The sequence below is a fragment of the Acinetobacter sp. G18 genome (assembly GCF_052660225.1).
In genome coordinates, this window is sequence record NZ_CP109658.1 from 1,688,500 (window position 1) to 1,709,512 (window position 21,013).

The 21,013-nt window shown below is 35.3% G+C and carries 17 protein-coding genes and 1 pseudogene; 6 read left to right on the top strand and 12 right to left on the bottom strand.

Annotation, left to right across the window (positions count from 1 at the left end):
• Positions 1-74: 74 nt before the first annotated feature.
• Both NE363_RS08075 and NE363_RS08080 read right to left on the bottom strand, forming a co-directional pair.
• Entirely contained in the window at positions 75-515 is a 441-nt protein-coding gene (locus NE363_RS08075; RefSeq protein WP_077166178.1) for an RNA-binding S4 domain-containing protein, read from the bottom strand.
• The gene (locus NE363_RS08080) at positions 499-1,185 is read right to left on the bottom strand and encodes an HAD-IA family hydrolase (protein ID WP_004701221.1); all 687 of its coding nucleotides are present in this window, start codon (positions 1,183-1,185) and stop codon (positions 499-501) included. Before NE363_RS08080 ends, NE363_RS08075 begins: the two co-directional genes overlap by 17 nt.
• A 416-nt stretch (positions 1,186-1,601) precedes the next feature.
• Between NE363_RS08080 and NE363_RS08085 the strand changes: the two genes are divergently transcribed.
• Positions 1,602-1,892, top strand: coding sequence for a hypothetical protein (locus NE363_RS08085; RefSeq protein WP_004701224.1), 291 nt, complete (start codon positions 1,602-1,604; stop codon positions 1,890-1,892).
• A gap of 63 nt (positions 1,893-1,955) precedes the next feature.
• Here the strand turns inward: NE363_RS08085 and NE363_RS08090 are convergent, their stop codons facing one another.
• Complete coding sequence (locus tag NE363_RS08090; protein WP_004701226.1) at positions 1,956-2,480, bottom strand: GNAT family N-acetyltransferase; 525 nt, start codon at positions 2,478-2,480, stop codon at positions 1,956-1,958.
• 43 nt (positions 2,481-2,523) lie between these two features.
• The gene (gene gigD, locus NE363_RS08095; RefSeq protein WP_004708427.1) at positions 2,524-2,973 is read right to left on the bottom strand and encodes an Lrp/AsnC family transcriptional regulator GigD; all 450 of its coding nucleotides are present in this window, start codon (positions 2,971-2,973) and stop codon (positions 2,524-2,526) included.
• A gap of 266 nt (positions 2,974-3,239) precedes the next feature.
• On the opposite strand from gigD, the gene kynU reads away from it, so the two are divergent.
• From kynU to NE363_RS08110, 3 genes are read left to right on the top strand one after another with little or no spacing between them, the layout of a single operon-like run.
• Positions 3,240-4,490: a kynureninase gene (kynU, locus tag NE363_RS08100; protein ID WP_445536226.1), complete on the top strand. Its 1,251-nt coding sequence runs from the start codon at positions 3,240-3,242 to the stop codon at positions 4,488-4,490.
• A 40-nt stretch (positions 4,491-4,530) separates the two neighbouring features.
• Positions 4,531-5,937 carry an amino acid permease gene (locus NE363_RS08105; protein WP_445536227.1) on the top strand — a complete coding sequence of 469 codons (1,407 nt, stop codon included), beginning with the start codon at positions 4,531-4,533 and terminating at the stop codon, positions 5,935-5,937.
• A gap of 7 nt (positions 5,938-5,944) precedes the next feature.
• The gene (locus tag NE363_RS08110; protein WP_077166298.1) at positions 5,945-6,688 is read left to right on the top strand and encodes an alpha/beta hydrolase; all 744 of its coding nucleotides are present in this window, start codon (positions 5,945-5,947) and stop codon (positions 6,686-6,688) included.
• A 919-nt stretch (positions 6,689-7,607) separates the two neighbouring features.
• Here the strand turns inward: NE363_RS08110 and NE363_RS08115 are convergent.
• Positions 7,608-8,175 (bottom strand): annotated as a pseudogene (locus NE363_RS08115) (STAS domain-containing protein); the annotation flags it as partial.
• A 368-nt stretch (positions 8,176-8,543) separates the two neighbouring features.
• On the opposite strand from NE363_RS08115, the gene NE363_RS08120 reads away from it, so the two are divergent.
• Positions 8,544-9,986 (top strand): glucose/sorbosone family PQQ-dependent dehydrogenase, encoded by a 1,443-nt coding sequence (locus NE363_RS08120; RefSeq protein ID WP_134263025.1) that lies wholly within the window; start codon positions 8,544-8,546, stop codon positions 9,984-9,986.
• Positions 9,987-10,041: 55 nt separating this feature from the next.
• On the opposite strand, the gene NE363_RS08125 is transcribed toward NE363_RS08120, so the two are convergent.
• The 4 genes from NE363_RS08125 to NE363_RS08140 form a co-directional block, all read right to left on the bottom strand.
• Positions 10,042-10,485: a universal stress protein gene (locus tag NE363_RS08125; protein ID WP_002050707.1), complete on the bottom strand. Its 444-nt coding sequence runs from the start codon at positions 10,483-10,485 to the stop codon at positions 10,042-10,044.
• Positions 10,486-10,630: 145 nt separating this feature from the next.
• Positions 10,631-12,724 (bottom strand): EAL domain-containing protein, encoded by a 2,094-nt coding sequence (locus NE363_RS08130; protein ID WP_134263026.1) that lies wholly within the window; start codon positions 12,722-12,724, stop codon positions 10,631-10,633.
• 609 nt (positions 12,725-13,333) lie between these two features.
• Complete coding sequence (locus tag NE363_RS08135) at positions 13,334-13,549, bottom strand: hypothetical protein (protein WP_004701241.1); 216 nt, start codon at positions 13,547-13,549, stop codon at positions 13,334-13,336.
• Between the two features lie 179 nt (positions 13,550-13,728).
• Positions 13,729-14,193 carry a MarR family winged helix-turn-helix transcriptional regulator gene (locus NE363_RS08140; protein ID WP_002050629.1) on the bottom strand — a complete coding sequence of 155 codons (465 nt, stop codon included), beginning with the start codon at positions 14,191-14,193 and terminating at the stop codon, positions 13,729-13,731.
• 560 nt (positions 14,194-14,753) lie between these two features.
• Here NE363_RS08140 and NE363_RS08145 point away from each other — a divergent pair.
• Complete coding sequence (locus NE363_RS08145; protein WP_445536367.1) at positions 14,754-15,260, top strand: hypothetical protein; 507 nt, start codon at positions 14,754-14,756, stop codon at positions 15,258-15,260.
• Between the two features lie 51 nt (positions 15,261-15,311).
• On the opposite strand, the gene NE363_RS08150 is transcribed toward NE363_RS08145, so the two are convergent.
• Genes NE363_RS08150 through ptsP form a run of 3 tightly spaced genes read right to left on the bottom strand, consistent with a single transcriptional unit; the run spans position 15,312 to position 20,840 of the window.
• Positions 15,312-17,030, bottom strand: a complete 1,719-nt coding sequence (locus tag NE363_RS08150) for a fructose-specific PTS transporter subunit EIIC (protein WP_445536228.1) — start codon at positions 17,028-17,030, stop codon at positions 15,312-15,314.
• On the bottom strand, positions 17,017-17,964 hold the full coding sequence (gene pfkB, locus NE363_RS08155) for a 1-phosphofructokinase (protein WP_445536229.1): 948 nt from the start codon (positions 17,962-17,964) through the stop codon (positions 17,017-17,019). Before pfkB ends, NE363_RS08150 begins: the two co-directional genes overlap by 14 nt.
• Positions 17,965-17,978: 14 nt before the next feature.
• Positions 17,979-20,840, bottom strand: a complete 2,862-nt coding sequence (ptsP, locus tag NE363_RS08160) for a phosphoenolpyruvate--protein phosphotransferase (protein WP_445536230.1) — start codon at positions 20,838-20,840, stop codon at positions 17,979-17,981.
• Positions 20,841-21,013 lie beyond the last annotated feature (173 nt).

Genomic DNA, 21,013 nt, shown 5'->3' on the forward strand with positions numbered 1-21,013 from the left:
CAGGGCTAATAGTGACAGATTTTTTCTTTAGCTTCTATATCTTATATATGTGAGTGCGACATAACTCGACGTTTCTATTCATCATCATAAGACCAATGGTCTTCATAATGTTGATCGTTATCCTGTTTAAACCGATTGATTTGTCGCCGATCTTTCTTACTTGGTCTATGGTCAGGTCGAGCTAGATTATGCAATTTTCGTTGGGAAGCAATCAACTCCCGTCTCGCAATACTTACTTCAGTTTCTTCATAAAGTTGCTGCGCAACTGGAGCTGGTCCTCGGGTGTTGGAAAGTGCTTTGATAACAACTGTCTTTTTTTCGAAACCTTGTTGAACAACAAGTTCCATTCCAACACGAATTTCTTTAGAAACTTTTACACGCTCATTATTGTGATGTACTTTACCACCTTCAATTGCAGCTTTAGCAATAGAACGAGTCTTAAAAAAACGTGCTGCCCATAACCATTTGTCGACACGCATCGTGTCTACAGCATCGTTTTCATGCAATTTTGACATCATTATCCTTTCTATCAGTTTGATTCAAAACAGACAGTAGCTCTGTAAGCTGATCTAGAGCTTTATACTCTAAATCTTGTGGCTGTCTTTTACTCTTAAGAGTTGAGGGCTGTAATATAGTAAACAAGTGTCTTATACCAAATTTTTCTGCAGTTTTTAAAACTTGAAGAGTATCGTCTAAAAAAATAGTGGTTTTTGGTTCAAAATAATGCAAGCGTTGTAACTCTTGCCAAAACTGAAGATCTTCTTTCGCATAACCCATTTGTTCACTAGATACAATCACATCAAAAAAATCTTGAATAGGGATGTTATCAAGTTTTAATTGTAAACTTGCGCAGTCTGCATTGGTCACTAACCAACATTGATAACCTTGTTCTTTTAGAGCATTAAGTAGCTCCATACATCCTGATCGCGTTTTAATTTTGTGTTGAAATTCTTTCTGAAGATTTAAAACATCTACTCCAGTAGTTTTCGTCCAATAATTTGAGGAGTACCATGAAAGAGTGTGCTTATTACTAAGATAAAACTGAGTCAATATTTCTTGGCTTTTTGTTAAAGAGAGTTGATGCGTCTGAGAATGCCGTACAGGTAGACATTCGTTCCAGATAAAGTCGTCAAAAGCCAAATCTAACAAAGTTCCGTCCATATCGAAAAGCACTATTTTAGCCATGTTTTAGGGACTCCAATTTGAATAGACAAGGAAGAAAGTTAGGCTAAGATTATAAGCATTAAAGCCTATAAAAACGGATTGATTTGTTATTATTTCATCATTTAGAGGTCTATCGAGGCTGATTAATAATGATTGTTAAAAGTGATAAATTCAAATGCTGCCAAGGACTTGATTGTTATTTTTTAGATGGAGAGTCTAATGAAAATTGAGTGATCGCAATTCTGATCAATTTATTCAAAATAATAAATGGAACTTTAAATGATGGGAATCTATCAATAGTACTCTTATGTCTATAAAAGTAGTAATCGCACTATTTTGATTTACATAGTGTACGTATTGACGAACATTTTATAAATTGAACTGTGCATGTTTAAAGTTATATTAAAAATTATCCGAATAATAATTTAGAGTAGGCAATGAAAATTGGATTTATTGGAGGAGCCAATGATGGCATAGTTATCAATGCCGCAAATGGCATTGATACTTATAAACTTGAATGGCATTACAAGGCTGAAAAGCACTGTCAAGAACCATCACTAGGACTAAATGGTCCTGAATATGACTATTACAATTTATTAATTTTGAGAAAAAACAAAGAGGCAAAACTTTTCTATGTTTTAACTACAATGGACAAAGAAGCTATTGCAGATAAAATTAATGAGTATTGGGAGCATTCAACTTCGGTAGGTTATGACTTTGATGAATAGCTCTGGTTTAAATTTATTAGTAATCTTTGATCATATCACTATTTAATATACTCATAACTCAAATTAAGGATTGTATATTTCATAAAGAACGTGTTCTTGAAGTGCGTGCCCATCTGGAAGCTTGGGATGATTGAAGTGTTTAACTTTACGCATTCCTAGTCTTTCCATTACAGCTTGAGAAGGCTTATTCACTGTTGCTGTAAAAGAAACCACTTTATCTTTATTAAGCACATTGAAGGCATAGTCTAATGCTGCTTTTGCTCCTTCTGTGGCATAACCTTTTTTCCAGTATTTTGTAGCAATCCTCCAGCCAATTTCAATGCAAGGGGAAAAATCAAATTGTTCTGGTTGGTCGTGTAGGCCAATAAAACCAATAAAGTCGTGGCTTTCTTTTAATTCTACAGCCCAAAATCCCCAACCTTTTTCATCAATAAGGGCCGATGCTCTTTGAATTAAATTTATACTTTCAGTAGCAGATAAAAGCTTTGGAAAAAAACGCATAACATCTTTATCCAATCCCATTTCGATAAAGGGGGCAGCATCAGTTTCTTTCCATTGTCTTAAGATTAAACGTTCTGTTTCGATCATAGTAAAAGCTCTTTAAATATAATTTTTAATTTAACCATATAGTCTACAGTGGCTTTTGTATAATTTTCTGTAAGATAATCTTAGAATTAATGCTTACCACTCCTTTAATTTTATTGAGTGTATTAATAACAAAGTGAGAAAAAGAATTTAGATCTTTAGTGGCGACATGCAGAACATAATTAGATTCGCCTGTAATGATATAAGCATTAATCACTTCATCAAAATTCTTGATCTGGCTTAAAAAAAACTGATGATCATTTTCAGTGAGTTGAGCAAGTTTAATTTCAACTATGGCCTCAATTTTTATACCTAATTTTTCGTAGTTAACTTTCGCTTGATATTTTTCAATGATCCCGTTGGTTTCTAAAATCTTGACACGTCGGTGACAAGCAGATGCTGAGAGATTGACTAGATCAGCAAGTTCTTGGTTACTTAAGCGGGCATTATCTTGTAAATACTTCAAAATTTTTAGATCGATTGCATCCACATTCATTTTCGAATTACATCCATATTTTTTAATTTTAATTAGAATTTTATACGAAATTAGTCATTTTTTATCAAATATTATCGAATAAATCACAAGAATTGGCATGATAAAATTCAAATTCAAATTCAAATTCAAATTCAAATTCAAATTCAAATTCAAATTCAAATTCAAATTCAAATTCAAATTCAAATTCAAATTCAAATACAAATTCAAATTCAAATTCAAATTCAAATTCAAATACAAAGGAAATGTTGAAATAGGTGCAATACCAAATGATTACTCGTGAACAGTGTCTATATTGGGATCAGGAAGATGAACTCAAAAAATTTAAAGATGAATTTGCATTGCCAGAAGGTGTCATTTATTTAGATGGTAACTCTTTAGGTGCTAGACCAAAGAAATCTTTGGCTGTCGCCCAGCACATTATTTCCCAAGAATGGGGAGAAGATTTGATCAATAGCTGGAATAAGGCTGATTGGTGGGGGCTACCTACTAGACTGGGAGATAAGGTAGCCACATTGATTGGTGCTGAGCAAGGCGAAGTTGTTATTTCAGATTCAACTACACTGAACTTATTTAAAGTTTTATCAGCAGCGGTAAAAATTCAGGCTGAAAAAAATCCTGAACACAAAATCATTGTGGCAGAAAAAGATGCTTTTCCAACAGATATTTATATTATTGAAGGTTTCATTGATTTAATTCAAAAGGGCTATCAAGTTGAATTGATTGAGGGTGTAGAAGGTTTAGCTCGAGCGTTAGAGAAAGATGTTGCTGTAGTGGTACTTTCACATGTGAATTACCGTACTGGGTATTTCTACGATATGTCATCTATTAATAAGCAGATTCACTCTAAAGACGCTTTGGTGATTTGGGATTTATGTCACTCCGTTGGTGCTGTTCCAATGGACCTGAACCAAAGCGGCAGTGATTTTGCGATTGGTTGTACCTACAAATATTTAAATGGTGGTCCTGGTTCTCCAGCAATGTTGTGGGTCAATGAAAAGCACCGTGATCAGTTTTGGCAACCTTTATCTGGCTGGTGGAGTCACAAGAAACCATTTGATATGGCACAGCATTATGAGCCTGCTAATAGCATTCGTCGCTATTTATGTGGAACACAGCCCATTATCTCTATGAGTCTTATTGAATGCGGCGTAGATATTTTCCTACATGCCGATATGCAAAAAATCCGTGAGAAATCTCTGAAATTAACTGATTTATTCATTCAACTGGTACAGCAAGAATGCTCTGAATTTGGTTTTGAGTTAATTACGCCTTTAGATCATAAATATCGTGGTAGTCATATCAGTTATCGCCATGAATTCGGTTATGAAATTATTCAAGCGCTTATTGCACGTGGTGTGATTGGTGATTATAGGGAACCTGCGGTGTTGCGATTTGGTGTTACACCTTTGTACTTAGGATTTGAAGATATTTGGAATGCAGTACAGCATTTAAAAGAAACCATGCTGAATAGTGAATGGAAAAACAAGCGCTATTTAGTTCGCAGTGAAGTGACCTGATTTTAAGGAATCAAAATAAAACAAATGGCTAGGAGGGCCTATGAGTAGTTTTGATGAAATACAAAATAGAGAAGCTGGGCTACATAAAAAGTTATCTGCAAAACAGATGGTTATGATTGCCATTGGTGGAGCAATTGGAACCGGATTATTTATGGGAAGCAAATTTGCAATTAGCTTTGCAGGTCCCGCAGTCATCGTCAGCTATGCGATTGGTGGTTTAATTGCATTTGCACTTATGGCTTGCTTGGCTGAAATGACAGTTCAGCATCCTACCTCGGGCTCATTTGGGGCGTATGCAGAACATTATATGAGTCCACTTGCTGGTTTTTTAGTTCGCTACTGTTATTGGGCTTGTATTGTGCTGGCTGTAGGCACTGAGATTACCGCTGTAGCTGACTATATGAAGCTTTGGTTCCCCAATGTAGGCTCTTGGGTCTGGATTGGTTTTTTTTCACTAACTTTACTTGTTGTAAATGCCTATAGTGTTAAAGCCTTCGGACTAGTTGAGTACTGGTTTTCCACAATCAAAGTTTTTGCCATTATCGTGTTTATTCTTTTGGCTATTGGTATCTTGACTCAAAGCAATCAGGGAATGAAGCAAGTTGTGACTAATTTGTCAGGGCATGGAGGCTTTTTCCCCAATGGCTTTAGTGGGGTATGGATTGGTGTCATTATTTCAATATTTAGTTATTTAAGTATAGAAATGATAGCCGTCGCAGCTGGTGAAGCAAAAGACCCTGAAAAAGCAGTAAAAAAGGCATTTAAAAGCACAGCACTCCGACTCATTTTATTCTATTTATTGTCCTTATTTCTCATCGTTACTTTGGTGCCATGGACGGTTTTGATTGGAGCAGATGCAACAAGTCCTTTTGTTATGGTCATGAGGATTGTTGGTATTCCATATGCCGATAGCATTTTAAATTTTATTGTAATTGTAGCTGCCTTATCTGCAATGAATAGCATGCTTTATATTTCAACTCGTATGTTGTTTAGCTTATCCCGTGCAGGTGATGCACCAAAAGTTTTTGGCCGAATCAGTAGCAACGGTGTACCGGTAAATGCACTGTTGTTATCAGCGGTGGGGATTGGTATTGCGAGTATTGTTTATACGATTAATCCGGCTTCTGCGTTTCCAATCATGATTGCGCTATCGATGTTTGGTGCATTGTTCACGTGGGGCAGCATCTTTGTAACACATATGTTTTTTAGAAAACATATGGCTCAGCAAAGCATCGAGCTGAAATTTAAAATTCCTGCTAGTCGATTCATCTCACTATTTGGTTTTATTGCGATTTTGAGTATTACAGTAACTACTTGGTTTACGAATGAGTTTAAGTCTACTTTACAGTTTGGCGTACCTTTGGTGCTTGTTCTGATATTTTGCTTCTACTTAAAACGTTCAACCTTAAAAGTAAGTCTTAAGTCTACTGAAGAGACATTGAAGTAATCGCGATATGAGACAATATGACAATGCTACAACGGTAGCAAATGAAGGTGAAATATTAGCAAGCTTTCAATATAGAAGCTTGCTAAGTTATCAGGCCTATCATCACGTAAAAGATATTAAGTATGGTTCACAGAACCGATCAACGATGGATTTTTTCCCTTTAGAACATGCCAATAAAACCGTGATTTTTATACATGGGGGATATTGGCAGTGGTGTGATAAATCGGACTTTGCCTTTATAGCACCGTATATTTTGGCAAAAGGAGCGCAGTGTGTACTTGTAGAATATGACTTGGCTCCTCAAAGCCATATTTCGCAAATTGTGGCTCAGACTCAAAAAGCCCTAGATTTTATTGCACAGCAGAATTGGAAAACGGATGAGGTTTTATTAGTGGGCCATTCAGCAGGGGCGCATCTCGGAGCATTATGTTTAAGCCACCCTTTGTTATCTGAGGTGGCTTTATTAAGTGGAATATATGATTTAGCACCTATACAAGCGACTCATTTAAACCATGCATTAAAGTTATCACAAGACGATATTTTAAAATATAGCCCTATTCATCGGGAAGAGAATGTTGATATTCCTTGTACGCTTTTGTGTGGAGAGTTGGAGCTAAGTGAGTTGAAATGGCAAAGCCAAAACTATTTTGATCATAAGTGCAAACAAAATCAGAATCTTATGTCATTAGATATTATTTCAGAAGTTAATCATTATTCTATTTTAGATTATTACTTTAAGTATATATTTTAATAAAATCGAAAAATGCGAAATAGAAAACTTCGGGAATTAAATTGGATAAATTATAGATTTTAAAAATCAAAAACTTATCCTTGCTCTATAAAAGAGAATGCCTCCATCTCAATTGTTAACTTAAGTTTATAGACGAGTTTAAGTGATTGTTAGACCTTATATGGTAAATCAATTACTTGAACCTAAAGCTAGATTATATATATTTATTTAAATTTTAATGATATATATTCATTGTTTATTATATGTGGATTGAACTGTGAACTTTTTCACATTTAATTAACTTTTTTATTGATATATATGCTTTAGAGTTGACCTAAACTAATATCTCGATTAGATTAAAAAGATAGTGTTTTCTCTCTACGCGACAAATTGTTTAGCTGTTGCTTAGATGAGTTTTATAGTCCGTAGCTTCCCAAGATACGGACTTTTTTATTTTTAAACTTCTTTTGAAAAAATATTTTAGTACATAAAATCATCAAATTTGCTCATACTTATAGTCATAAGTCACTAAATTTATCAAAGAGGTATTGAAAATACATCTTTAAGCGATTATAGTAGTTCAAGCATATACTGCGTCTGTAAAGTTATTTATTTTTTAATACCCTCATATTTTTTAATATGGGGGTATTTTTTATTAAGAACTAAATCAATAATTAATATATTTATACATTTCTGATACGAAAAATTTGTAGTTGAATAAATTGTAAAATTCTTATGGTTGATAATTTGATTGAATTTTTAAATAATTTTTAAAAGTTTGGTTGTTTCTATGATTTTATGGATATTTTGAAGTTTCTAAAAAGTTTTAATACATTTGGTACTTATTTGACTGTTATGCTAGTTGTTTTAATAAGTATGCTTTTATATTTTTATATAATTGCTCCTCAAACGTAAAAAGAAAGGTCCTGAAGGGCATTTTTTAAATTTTTGCATGAGTACCATATTTATCTATCATAATTGAGCTTGCTTCATTTAGACCGCGAACAGTTACTTTAATATTGTTCTTTTGAAATTTATTTACTACAGAATCTAGCATAGCAACTGAAGTCACATCCCAAATATGAGAATGGGTAAGGTCAATAATGTCTTCTTTAATATCTTCTTTAAAGTTAAAGCTTTGCATAAGTTTTTCAGATGAACTAAAAAATATTTGACCACTTAACTTATACAGACGAGCTTCACCTTCTAAGGAGGTTTCTATACGAATATCATTTTCAAGTTTATTTGCTAAGCAAAGTGCTGAAAGTAATACGCCCGTCAATACGCCTAACGCTAAGTTATGAGTGGCAACTACCACGATAACTGTAGCAATCATAACAACATTACTGCTTTTAGGATTGTTTTGAAATTGTGTTAGTGAACTCCACAGCAGAAAGTAGATAAACGTGTGCGGCCACCCGATTTTACATTAATCATTGATTGACCAATCATGGCACAACCGGCCATACCACCCAAAAAACCTGAAGCAAAATATTAGCAATCCCTTCACACGTAACTACACGACATCACTAAACAGTGATGAGTTATTTACAAGAAATAAGAGGATGTAAACTTAAGGTGGCGTAAGCATCATGGATATAGAGTTTGAAGCATTTAAAAGTGTTTGAAGAATAGCATAAGATCTAAAAATTAATAAAAGAGATAAGAATAAATTTAAGTTGTTTAACTTAAAAGACGTTTATAAAGATGTTGAGCTCTTTTTAATAGCTACTTTTATGCAACAGAGCCTTTCATAAATTTGGATTTTAATAAATGTGCTATTCATCATAATACAAATCATATAGAGAGCATGTACCAAACTTTTGCTAAAGGTTTAAAAATTCTCGTAAATTTTGAAAATTTATAAGGTGGACATATGAATAAACATTTATTGGCTAAAATTGCTTTAATGGGTGCTGCCCAGATATTTGCATTCAATACAGCGTTTGCTGATATTCCTCTTACCCCTGCACAATTTGCTAAAGCAAGAACAGAAAATTTTGATAAAAAAGTTATTTTGTCTAACTTAAATAAACCGCATGCTTTGTTATGGGGGCCAGACAATCAGATTTGGTTAACTGAACGAGCAACGGGAAAGATTATAAGAGTCAATCCTGAGTCCGGTAGTGCAAAAACAGTGTTTCAGGTTCCTGAAATTGTGAATGATGCAGATGGACAAAATGGTTTATTAGGCTTTGCCTTTCATCCTGATTTTAAACATAATCCTTATATCTATATTTCAGGTACTTTTAAAAATCCAAAATCTACAGATAAAGAACTACCAAACCAAACGATTATCCGTAGGTATACCTATAATAAAACAACAGATACATTTGAAAAACCTGTTGATTTGATTGCAGGCTTACCATCATCGAAAGACCATCAGTCTGGCCGCCTTGTTATTGGTCCAGATCAAAAAATCTATTATACAATTGGTGACCAAGGTCGTAACCAGTTGGCTTATTTGTTTTTACCAAATCAGGCGCAGCATACCCCAACTCAGCAAGAGCTGAATAGCAAAGACTACCATACCTATATGGGCAAGGTATTACGCTTAAATCTGGATGGAAGTATTCCTAAAGATAACCCAAGCTTTAATGGGGTAGTTAGTCATATCTATACTTTAGGGCATCGTAATCCACAAGGTTTGGCATTTGCTCCAAATGGAAAGCTTTTACAATCTGAGCAAGGTCCAAATTCTGATGATGAAATTAATCTCATTTTAAAAGGTGGGAACTATGGTTGGCCAAATGTAGCGGGTTACAAAGATGACAGTGGTTATGCTTATGCCAACTATTCGGCTGCAACTAATAAATCACAAATTAAAGATTTGGGTCAAAATGGAGTAAAAGTAGCCGAAGGCGTTCCAGTGACTAAAGAGTCTGAATGGACTGGGAAAAACTTTGTAGCGCCTTTAAAAACGTTATATACCGTACAAGATACCTATAACTACAATGATCCAATTTGTGGTGATATGACTTATGTCTGCTGGCCAACGGTTGCACCGTCATCGGCATATGTATATACGGGAGGCAAAAAAGCGATTCCGGGATGGGAAAATACATTATTGGTACCATCTTTAAAACGTGGGGTAATTTTCCGTATTAAGCTAGATCCGACATATAGTGCGACTTTGGATGATGCTATCCCGATGTTTAAAAGCAATAACCGCTATCGTGACGTGATTGCAAGTCCAGAGGGCAATGTTTTATATGTACTGACCGATACAGCGGGGAATGTGCAAAAAGACGATGGTTCTGTAACGCATACTTTAGAGAATCCTGGTTCTCTTATTAAATTTACGTATAACGGAAAGTAGTTTATGTAAAAAACCCAGCTCTATAGCTGGGTTTTTTATACAAGGTTAGATTTATTTATTCAGTTACGACTAATACTGGTACATGGATTTCTCCTAACAGTGCTTGAGTCACACTTCCTAAGAAGAACTTTTTAAAACCTTTTCGCCCATGAGAACCAATCACTAATAAATCAGCTTTTAGCTCAGTTGCTGCTTTGATAATTTCTGTGTGAATTGTTTGACCTTCAACAATCTTTGTTTCAACAGAAATTCCGTGTTGACTAAATTGCTCTTTAGCTTGATCTAAAATGCCCTGAATCGAAGCTCTCGCTTTATTAAAGTAATCTTGCGCGATTTCTGTACTATCGATGATTTCAACTGAAATAAAAGGATCAATAGTGAGCGCATATACTAAAGTGACTTTACTGTTAAATGCTTTTGCAAGACTTGCAGCATGATTAACCGCAATAAGTGAAGTAGGAGAACCATCGACTGGAACTAAAATATGGTGATAACTCATATATTGCTCCTTATTGCCTTGTGACAATATTTATTGTTGAAGAACTAAAAATTAGTTATCGTTATGATTATATTATCGCCAATTTTATGGTTTTTATTGTGTGTTTTTAGTGTGTAAAGCGAGCGACTTCTTTTGAATATTCAGACTAATTCATAGAATAGTGGCTTTCTATATAAGCCTGACCTTGTTTAAGAATAGATATAACCTGATTCGCATCAATAGCTTGTTCAAATAAGAAACCTTGTCCAATGTTATATCCGAACTGGAGCAGTAACTCTTGTTGTTCAGGTGTTTCAATACCTTCTGCTATTAGTCTAAGGGAAAGATTGGGTGCAAGTAAGCCAATTGCTTGGACGATTGCATAAATTGATGGGTCATGTTGCATCTTTTGTATAAAGCTACAATCGACTTTTAGGCAATCAATTGGATAGTCTCGTATATGCGTTAGAGAAGAAGATCCTGTTCCGAAATCATCTAAAGCAATGCGCACCCCATGTTGTTTTAGTTTATTGAGTGCACGAATAACATATTCAGAACCACGATCACCAAGCATATGCTCAGTAACTTCTATTTCAATTAAATGTGTAGGAACTTCAAACTGATAAATCTTTTTTAATAGGCGTTCAGCGTAATTGTCTCTTAAAAATTCAACTGGCGCTGCATTCAGAGATACAGGAAGTGGCTGAAAACCTAATTTTATCCATTTAGCCATATCATGCAAAACTTGATGCTGCATAATTTCACCGATCTTACTGGCTAAATCATAGTCTTTAAAAGCTTCAGCAATTTGTGAAGGCAAACCTGTTTGAGCTGATGTTGTGTGCCAACGTAATAATGCTTCAAATCCTAGGACAGCATGAGTTTTTAAATCAACTTTAGGTTGATAGTAAGGTTGGATGGTATGGTGACGAATAAGCTGCCTAGCAATGTTAAGCTGAGATGCGATTGCTTCAGTCAACTGCATCATACTGGGGTTATACATACGTATACCACCACGACCTCGAGCTTTTAAGTCATGTAATGCCATGTCTGCACAGCTTAATAAACTCGACTGATCAACAGCATCTTGCGGGTAAATGGCACAGCCGACACTCATTCCGCCGTTGAGCACATTGCCAGCATATGTAATAGGGTGATTGAGTTGTTGGAGTAATACTTCAGCGATACCTCGAATATCATCTTCATCTTTTAAATGACTAATAATGACCGCAAATTCATCTCCACCTAATCTAGCAACAATACATCTTTCATGATCTACGCACTGATTAAAACGTTTCGATAGAATTTTTAGTAAGTGGTCACCAGCACTATGACCTATAGTGTCATTAATGTGTTTGAAATGATCTAAATCAATTAAAAGTAACCCTACACTTGTTTGGGTTTCTCGTGAGTAGGCTAGGGTACGTTTTAGTTGAAGCTTAAATGAGCGTCGGTTAAATAATCCGGTAAGTTCATCACGCTCACTAATATCTCTTAATCGGTTTTCAGTAAGATGTTGCTGAGTAACGTTCCGAGAAACACACAATATTTGAATAATTTCGCCGTTTGTATGTTGAATTGGAGTAAGTATATTGTCCCAATGTTCAGGATCCTGATTGGGTAAAGAACTCATGCCAGCGAATCGAGCTACTTTACCTTGTAAGGCTTTTTTTAAAGCAACTCTTCCTCGTTTACGTATATGAGGTGGTAAAAGGTCTAACCATGGCATTCCAAATTTTTTTTCATTTTCAGGCACGCCTAGAGCAACGCATCCTGATTTATTCATATGAGAGACTGTGCCATCTGTATTTAAAACTTTAATACAATCGACACTGATATCAAGCATTTGATTTTGTATATCAATATCTTTACGTAAGCTTTGTTGTTCTTGGATGTCTTGATCAATATCTAAAAAACTAATAAACCATTCATTTTTAGGCAAAGATTCATGATATTTTGACAATTGAATTGAAAGCTTACACCATCGATAGTGATGGCTTTTATGTAAAAGACGACATTTAAATTCGATTCTTGATTGGAGTCGTATAGCATCTAACCATTTGTTTTTAACTTCTTCTAAATCGGCAGGGTACACGAAATCTAACCATTGTTGAGATAATGGGGGAGAAGTATCGTGCCAGTATTTTGTACACTCCGTATTGCAATATAAAATTAAGCCTTTTTCATCACTAACCCATGTCGGTAGAGGAATCTGCTCAACAATAAAATGCTTTTGGGTAGTGTTCGACATTGAAGTCATAACATGCCTAAAAATTGCTGAAGAATTAAACTATTTATAAACTGTATTGTAATAGTTGTGTCCTCAGCACAAAAGCTATAAAAACTCGACATTTGGTGTTTTTTTGAGCTTGAATAAATATTTTTCTAAAATATAATTGTAATTACTCATGTATGCGTATGTTATTTATTAATTTTTAATTCTATTTAGGTTGCTAAAAATAGAGTTTTAACTTTAAAAAATTATGCTTATTTTTGTAAAAAAATTGTTATAAACAGTTGTTTATATATTAGAAAAAAGAAGAGATTATGGAGATATATAAATGAGATAAAATATTTTTTAAGGCGCAAGTTAGGTTAGATTCAATATTTTACTTAGAAAAATTTATATAAATAATTAATTTAAATTATTAAGTAAAAATACAATAACTACTATTAAGTTTACAAAAGTAACATAAAATAAGGCCTTATATTATCGTAGAATTCTTTTTGTCGAAAAGGATATATACATCCTTTTTGTGCATTTTATAGCCTACATTTTCCCCAAGATGTAGGTTTTTTTTATGCCATAATTTTATCATGTTACTGTTTATTAACTTTTAAATTATATAAAAAAAGCCATGATGGCTTTTTATACGGTTTCTGGTTTTTTCAATTGTTGTTGAATATAAAGGTTCATATAATACTGCTCTATATAGTCATCAGCATAATTGTTAGCTAAAGTTTTTGTAGCTACCTGTTCATGCTTATTATAACAATTAGTTTCTAAATCCTTCTCAAGTACCCACCATTGACGGTTAATACGACGTACCTGAAACTTATCACTTTTATATTTTCTTTTAGCCATTTTTCCAAAAATTACGATGTAGATAATAGAAGAGAGTTTCTACTGGAGTTGAAAGAACAAGTCAACACGCATAGTGTTTAATTGACTACTTTATGAAATTTAAGTTTCGTGTCATGGTCAGTAAATATAAAAAAGCCCTCATAAGAGGGCTTTAAAATTCAGTAGGTTATAGAAAGTAATTAACGAGATAAATTCTTTAAAAGCATTTTTAAGCTTTCCATCATTTTTTCTAACTGTAAAGGGGTTATGCCTTCAAAAGATTGCTCAAGTACGACGCTGGTTAGGTCATTAATTTTATTTATCATTTCAGTGCCACGTTCAGTAAGATATACACGTGTAATACGTCCATCAGTTTGGCAAGAATATGTTTCAACTAAACCTTCGTCTTTTAAGCGATAAACAATTTTGGTTGTTGTCGACATCTTTGAAATGATCATGTCAGATAGCTCAGAAACGCTAGCATGTGGTTTGCTACTGAGAGCAAGCATAATCCGTCGACGTGAGTTATCTAAGCCATATTTTTTAAGGGCATTGTCAATATTCTGAACATATTGAGCATGGACCTGAGTAATCCAATAATATGGAAAATCTTCAAGAGTGAAAGATTCTGTTGTAGGTAAAAAACGCGCATACTTCTTTGTCATTGACTTTTCCCCATACCTTGGTGGATCGCATTTTATGAAACTAATCTTAATAGTTGAAAAATATAGTTTCACTAAGCAAGTTATATCAGGACTTTAGGTCGTGAGCAAAATTTATATTGTTTGATTTAACAAGGACAAACTATAAATTTTACTAATCTGATAAAACTTATTTCTTACCGTTGATTTGAACTTGGCTGCTCGCTTGTTCGTAAAATGAACGATATCTCTTTGCCAGAGAATCCTAGAAAAAAAAATTTGTTTTGAACGTGACATTTCTCTAAATATTTTTTGTCTACAAAGTCATAACCATAAAAAATAAATGCATTTAATAAAGAAATATTTAATATAATCAAATAATTATTCTATATTTGCGGCTAAAAAATTTACCAGACATTTAACATGATTGATATATTAATAATAAAATTAAACTTTACAAGTGTATTTCAATTAATGATTTGCTTAATTGTTAAACTGTTGCATTGTATCTTAATTGTTATTTTTTGTTTGTTTTAATATAGTGCGTTTTCAAATAATGATAGATAAATTTTTTCGGATTAATGATGAACAAATTATTACTTACTTCAATGTTAGCTTTGACTTTAGGATTAAATGGTTGTGCGAGTATTATTACTGGCTCTTCGCAAACACTTACTTTTACAAGTGTGCCTGAATCGGCAACTATCGAAATTAAAAATCGTAATGGGATGAAAGTACATACAGGGCAAACACCTGCCACAGTAAGCTTGAAGAAAGGGGCAGGTTATTTTAAACCTGAAAGTTACCAAGTATCTTTCAGTAAATCAGGTTATCAAAGTAAAACTGTAGAGGTTACAGGCACTCTAAGCGGCTGGTATTTGGGTAATATTATTTTTGGTGGTTTGATTGGTCTTTTAATTGTAGACCCTGCTACTGGTGCAATGTATACATTAGCGCCGAAAGATGTAAATGCAGTTTTAGAAGCTCAAAACTTAGTAGGAGATGCTAAGCAAAAACCAACGCTTACAGTAATGTTGGCCCAAGACCTTCCTGAACAAGTTATGGCGCGAGCAGTGCAAATTCAACATTAAAAATTAGCTAGCAATAAAAAGGGAGAATTAATATTCTCCCTTTTTATTAACTTATGAGTTTGTTAATAGTTTTTCTTCTTGGTTCCTTTTTAGGATGGCATAACTTACACCTGTTACGATGCTTCCAGTTGCAATTGCTGCTAGATATAACCAAGCATGATTAATTGCATTTGGAATTAGAAGTACAAATACACCGCCGTGTGGGGTAACGAGTTCACAGTGAAATAAAGCAACCAGTGCTCCAGTTACTGCGCCACCTAAAATACAAGTTGGAATAACACGCATTGGGTCTTTTGCTGCAAATGGGATTGCACCTTCTGAAATAAAGCATAAGCCAAGCACGAAAGCAGCTTTGCCAGCATCTTTCTCGCCTGTACTAAATTTATTTCTAGCGAGGAAGGTTGCAATTGCCATACCTATTGCAGGAACCATACCACCTGCCATAGTGGCTGCCATTGGCATATAGGTATTGGTTGTAAGTAAACCAACCGTAAAAGCATAGGCTGCTTTGTTAATTGGGCCACCTAAATCAATACACATCATACTTGCCAGAATAATTCCCATTAATATGGCATTTGTGGTGCCCATGTTATTGAGGAAATCTTTCATTAACTCAAAAATATGTGCTACAGGTTGACCAACCACATAGAACATAATGAGACCAACAAATAACGTTCCTAATAATGGAATAATTAAAATAGGTTTAAGAGACTCTAAGCTAGTTGGTAGTTTAAGTTTTTTAGCAATAAATAATGCGATATAACCAGCAAGGAAGCCAGAAACAATGCCTCCTAAAAAGCCCGCTTGTAGCTGTGCAGCTAATAATCCACCAATTAAACCAGGGGCAAGACCAGGGCGGTCTGCTATGGAATATGCAATGTAACCTGATAACATCGGTACCATCAGCATAAATGCTGCTGCACCAATCTGTTTTAATATAGCTGGTAGGCTACCAGCTTGTTCTGCTGCATTCAGGCCAAAACATAAAGAAAGTGCAATTAACAGACCACCTGCAACAACCATAGGTAGCATATAAGAAACACCAGTTAATAAGTGTTTATATACTCCAACTTTTTCAGTTTTCTCTTTATTTTCCGTTTTAGCTTGTTGTTTACCTTGTTCTAAAACTTGTGCATTTGCAATTGCTTCGGCAAAAGCTTTGTCTGTTTGTTTTAATGCAAAGCCAGTACTGCATCGATAAACACGTTTACCTACAAAACGGTCTGTGTTGACTTCAATGTCAGTTGCAAGAATAACAATATCGGCATCCGCAATCGCTTGTGCTGACAAAATATTCTTCGCACCTACAGAACCTTGAGTTTCTACATCGATTTGATATCCAAGTCTCTCTGCACCTTGCTGTAATGCTTCGGCCGCCATAAATGTATGGGCAACTCCAGTTGGGCAAGCAGTAATTGCAACAAAGTGAGTTGCTGTATTTGAAGCCTGTTTAGGTTTTTGAACCCATTCGTTCGCTGGTTTCGAGTGTTCAAGCGCAGTTAACAGTGCTTTATCTGCATCTTCTTTAATATCTTCAATAGATACTAAAGCTAAATCGCTTTGACCAAAAATATTTAGGTTTTTAGGCTCTTGCCCAATAATAATCACATGATTAAAGTCATCACTTGATTCAAATTCGTCGAGTGAAATAACACTGTGTTTATAGCCATGTTGTGTTGCAACTAAAGCAAGTTTACGAGCTAAAATCAAAGCATTAACTTGCTGTTGCGGACTATTCGTGACAAATAATAAATGTTTAGCAGTTTGCATCAGATTCACTCAATGAATTGATAGTAGTTTGTGCTTTTAATTGGTCTAGAACTTCTGGACTAGGAATTCGAAAACCAATTTGTGTTACAGCATGGCTTGCAATTGCTGTCGCAGTTTTTAAAGTTTCTTCAGGAGAAAGTTGACTTACAAGTCCGTGAATCATACCTGCTAAGAGGGAGTCCCCAGCACCAACTGTACTTTTTACAATAACTTTTGGTGCTTGAGCATGTAGGGGGTGTGAGGCATGCAGCCAATTTACGCCACCTTCACCCATTGAAATAACCACATGCTCAATATCGCTTAAGCTGTCAAAAAGTTTTCTTTGTTCAGCATAGCTTGTTGCAGAGCGTTGATAACTTTCTAAGAGCTCATCAGTATTAGGTTTGATCATCCAAGGTTGACATGCAATTGCGGCAACCAAAGCTTTACCGCTGGTATCTAATGCAACTTTTTTATTCTGCTTTTTGATTAGTTGAATAAGTTGTTGTAACTCATCAATACTAAAACCTTGGGGTAGGCTACCAGCTATTGCAACCACTTCAACTTGTGGTAACAGAGCTTCAATCTTATTAAATAGGCTTTGTTTGTCTGTTTCAGAAACAAAGAAACCTTTGCCGTTTAAATCGGTCATCCGCCCAGAGTGCTCAGCAATTTTTATATTTTGGCGTGTTTCTCCATCAATATAAATAAATTCGGATTGAAATTGAGCTTGGGTAAAATGTGTATCGAAAATTTGTCGATTATGCTCGCCTAAAAAACCAGTTACGATGACATCGTGACCTAAGTCTTTTAATACTTGTGCAACATTAAGGCCTTTACCAGCCGCATGAATTTCTACCGACTCTTGTCGGTTCACTTCACCTACCTGTAACTCATTTAGTTGGATGGTTACATCAATTGCAGGGTTTAAAGTAACTGTTAAAATTTTAGCCATTACTATTCCCAATCTTATAAGTCTTGTTCAGAGAGCTGGCGTACAGCAGGGGCGCTATCACACAGTAAAGCTTGTTGCGCAAGTTTTTGAGCATGGCTATAGCTCAGCGTACGAATTTGGGCTTTTACTAGTGGAATGCTATTTGGCGACATACTCAGTTCATCTACGCCTAATCCCATGAGAATAGGTACAGCTTTCGGGTCTGCTGCGAGCTCACCACAGATTCCCACCCATTTGCCGTGTTTGTGGGCAGCCTGAACAGTTTGATCAATCAAGTTCAGAATACTTGGGTGTAGCCCATCTGCTTCAGCTGAGAGTATTGGATGGCCTCTGTCAATCGCTAAAGTATATTGAGTCAGGTCATTTGTACCGATACTGAAAAAGTCGACTTCTTGTGCAAGAATTGGTGCAAGCAAAGCAGCAGAAGGAACTTCAATCATAATGCCAACTTGTAAATTTTCACATGGATGTTGAGTCCTTACTTCATCAAGAATCGCTTTCGCAGCACGCCATTCTTCAACGCGCCCAATCATAGGGAACATAATTCGTAATGGACGATTATCTGATGCTTTTAATAAAGCAGTTAATTGCTGTCTTAAAAGCTCAGGGCGTCTTAAAGTTAAACGGATTCCCCGTAACCCTAAGAATGGGTTTTCTTCGTCAGCAATTGGTAGGTAAGGTAAGGGCTTGTCACCACCTACATCTAATGTACGTACTACAAGTGGGCGGCCAGCAAGTGCATCTAATACCATTCGGTAGTCAGCTTCTTGAACAGTTTCACTCGGTGCACTGCTATGAGACATGAAAACCAGCTCTGTACGAAGTAATCCAATCGCTTCTGCACCACATTCTACTGCTTGTGCTGTTGCTTGAACTTTACCTAAATTTGCCGCAATTTCGATTTGGTGTTGATCTAAAGTAATAGCAGGTTCTTGGCTATGACGTTCGGCTTCTTCACGAATTTGACGCTGTTGCTCACGCTCTTGCTTGGCTTGTTCGATTTGAACTGTATCTGGATTTAAAACAAAAGTTCCTGTGTCACCATTAATGAGTAGGGTACTTTTCTGATCAATTTCCAAGACTTGTTCACCAGCACCAACAATAGCTGGAATGCCTAAAGCACGTGCCACAATTGCACTATGAGCACTTGCACCACCTATAGCAGTTAAAATACCTGCAACGCGGTCTTTGTTAAGACGAGCCACATCGCTTGGCCCAACATCGTGCATAATTAAAATATACGGCTCTTTAGGCTCTTCAATAACCACTTCACCACATAGTTGTGTTAAAACACGGTCACCAATATCACGTAAGTCTGTTGCACGTTCCGCGAGTAAACGATCTGATAATGCTTCCTGCGCTTTAGCTGCAGCCTCAATGTGCTCATGCCAAGCAGCTGGCGCTGATAGATTGTGGTTAATTTTTTGATAGACACCATTAATCAAATCAGGGTCATCAAGTATTTCTAAATGAGCTTGAAAGATTTGCTTAATTTCAGAAACATCGGATTTGGCAATAACTTGATGGATATTGTTCTTTACTGCATGTAATGCAATATCTAAATTTTCTTTTTCAGCTTTTACGCTTAAACCCATACGTTCATATTGATAAACCTTTGGTTTAATCACATGTACTTGTCCAAAAGCCAAACCGCTCGATGCCGCGATTCCTGTGTTGTTGTTTCCTAGAATTTTTACGCTTGATATAGATGGTTGTAAAGAAACCTGTTCGGATACTTGACTGGTTATTGCTATTGCTTCGACTTCTTCGCCTAAGCCTTGCTCTACTGCAAAAATCACTTTATCTAAGGCATCTACTGCATCGGTTTCTGGTTCTGCGATAAAACGTAGAGTTTGACCACGTTTACAACCTAAGGCTAAAAGACGAGTTAAACTTTTAGCGGAAACAAAGTTGCCATCATCTACAGCAACTTGAATGTCGCCTTGAAAAGTTTTGGTCAAATTGACTAAGTGCGTAGCTGGTCGAGCATGTAAGCCATGTGCATTTGCTAATACAACTGAACGTTGAGGCCAGTCTGGAATAACATCAGCCCCAATAATTTTAGCAATTTCGTTTGGAGTTTGGGTTTTATCTAACTCTGCAACTTGTTCTGGGTTAAATAAAATATCAATTAAACGATTAAATCTTGCATTATCGAGCTGATCATTCGCTGCTATACAAACTAATGTATTTAGCTTTTTCCCATTTAGTTCTAAAGCGTTTGATGGTTTAGTAATGCTAATAGCAGGTTGTTGAACAAATTGATTGCTAGAAATAGACCAAATTTGATCTTGTAATTGGATGGCTTGTTCTGGATTTAGTGAACTTAAGAAACCACATTTTACAAAATTATGTTTTTTTAGTGTCTGAGAAGCTGTCCAAAATAAGTCTTCGATATCTTGCGCATCAATTTCAGTTTGAATGAGATTTTCATGAAGAGCTAAAGATAGAGGCTGAGCTTGTAGTAATTCTATAATTTGTTCAGGTTTAGAAGCATTTTTTACTTGTTCACTCACATCATGCATTAATGCACGAGTAAGAATTTGCAAAACTTGCAAATGTTCATCAGATTTTGCTGCAATAACGACAGCTAAATAGATTTTATTTTCTCCATCCCAAATTACGCCTTCCGGAAAATGGGCTAAGCGAATACCTGTTTTTAAAATATATTCACGTGATTGTGGAGTACCGTGGGGAATGGCAATACCTTGGCCTAAGTAAGTCGCGCTTTGTTGTTCACGATTGATGAGTCCTGTTATATATTCAGGTGTAACTAACCCATCATTTTCTAATATATCTACTAGACACTTTAATGCATGTGTTTTATCAACAGCATGTTGATTCATATGAATATGTTGAGGCTCTAGTGCTAGCATAATTATCCTTGAACAATTTCTTTGGCTTTAGCTAAAACAGAAAAAAAGAAGCTGTATGCATTAAACAAGTATATTTACTTATTTTTGACAACAGCTTCAGATGAATTACCTTAGCAGAACTTTAAATGTATATCGACGCATTTAAGTAAAAAGTAGTTCGTTTTTAATACAAA

Bases quoted from the DNA above. Each gene is read 5' to 3' on its own strand.
- NE363_RS08075 (WP_077166178.1), bottom strand. From the start codon at position 515: ATGTCAAAATTGCATGAAAACGATGCTGTAGACACGATGCGTGTCGAC.
- NE363_RS08080 (WP_004701221.1), bottom strand. From the start codon at position 1,185: ATGGCTAAAATAGTGCTTTTCGATATGGACGGAACTTTGTTAGATTTG.
- NE363_RS08085 (WP_004701224.1), top strand. From the start codon at position 1,602: ATGAAAATTGGATTTATTGGAGGAGCCAATGATGGCATAGTTATCAAT.
- NE363_RS08090 (WP_004701226.1), bottom strand. From the start codon at position 2,480: ATGATCGAAACAGAACGTTTAATCTTAAGACAATGGAAAGAAACTGAT.
- gigD (WP_004708427.1), bottom strand. From the start codon at position 2,973: ATGAATGTGGATGCAATCGATCTAAAAATTTTGAAGTATTTACAAGAT.
- kynU (WP_445536226.1), top strand. From the start codon at position 3,240: ATGATTACTCGTGAACAGTGTCTATATTGGGATCAGGAAGATGAACTC.
- NE363_RS08105 (WP_445536227.1), top strand. From the start codon at position 4,531: ATGAGTAGTTTTGATGAAATACAAAATAGAGAAGCTGGGCTACATAAA.
- NE363_RS08110 (WP_077166298.1), top strand. From the start codon at position 5,945: ATGAGACAATATGACAATGCTACAACGGTAGCAAATGAAGGTGAAATA.
- NE363_RS08120 (WP_134263025.1), top strand. From the start codon at position 8,544: ATGAATAAACATTTATTGGCTAAAATTGCTTTAATGGGTGCTGCCCAG.
- NE363_RS08125 (WP_002050707.1), bottom strand. From the start codon at position 10,485: ATGAGTTATCACCATATTTTAGTTCCAGTCGATGGTTCTCCTACTTCA.
- NE363_RS08130 (WP_134263026.1), bottom strand. From the start codon at position 12,724: ATGACTTCAATGTCGAACACTACCCAAAAGCATTTTATTGTTGAGCAG.
- NE363_RS08135 (WP_004701241.1), bottom strand. From the start codon at position 13,549: ATGGCTAAAAGAAAATATAAAAGTGATAAGTTTCAGGTACGTCGTATT.
- NE363_RS08140 (WP_002050629.1), bottom strand. From the start codon at position 14,193: ATGACAAAGAAGTATGCGCGTTTTTTACCTACAACAGAATCTTTCACT.
- NE363_RS08145 (WP_445536367.1), top strand. From the start codon at position 14,754: ATGAACAAATTATTACTTACTTCAATGTTAGCTTTGACTTTAGGATTA.
- NE363_RS08150 (WP_445536228.1), bottom strand. From the start codon at position 17,030: ATGCAAACTGCTAAACATTTATTATTTGTCACGAATAGTCCGCAACAG.
- pfkB (WP_445536229.1), bottom strand. From the start codon at position 17,964: ATGGCTAAAATTTTAACAGTTACTTTAAACCCTGCAATTGATGTAACC.
- ptsP (WP_445536230.1), bottom strand. From the start codon at position 20,840: ATGCTAGCACTAGAGCCTCAACATATTCATATGAATCAACATGCTGTT.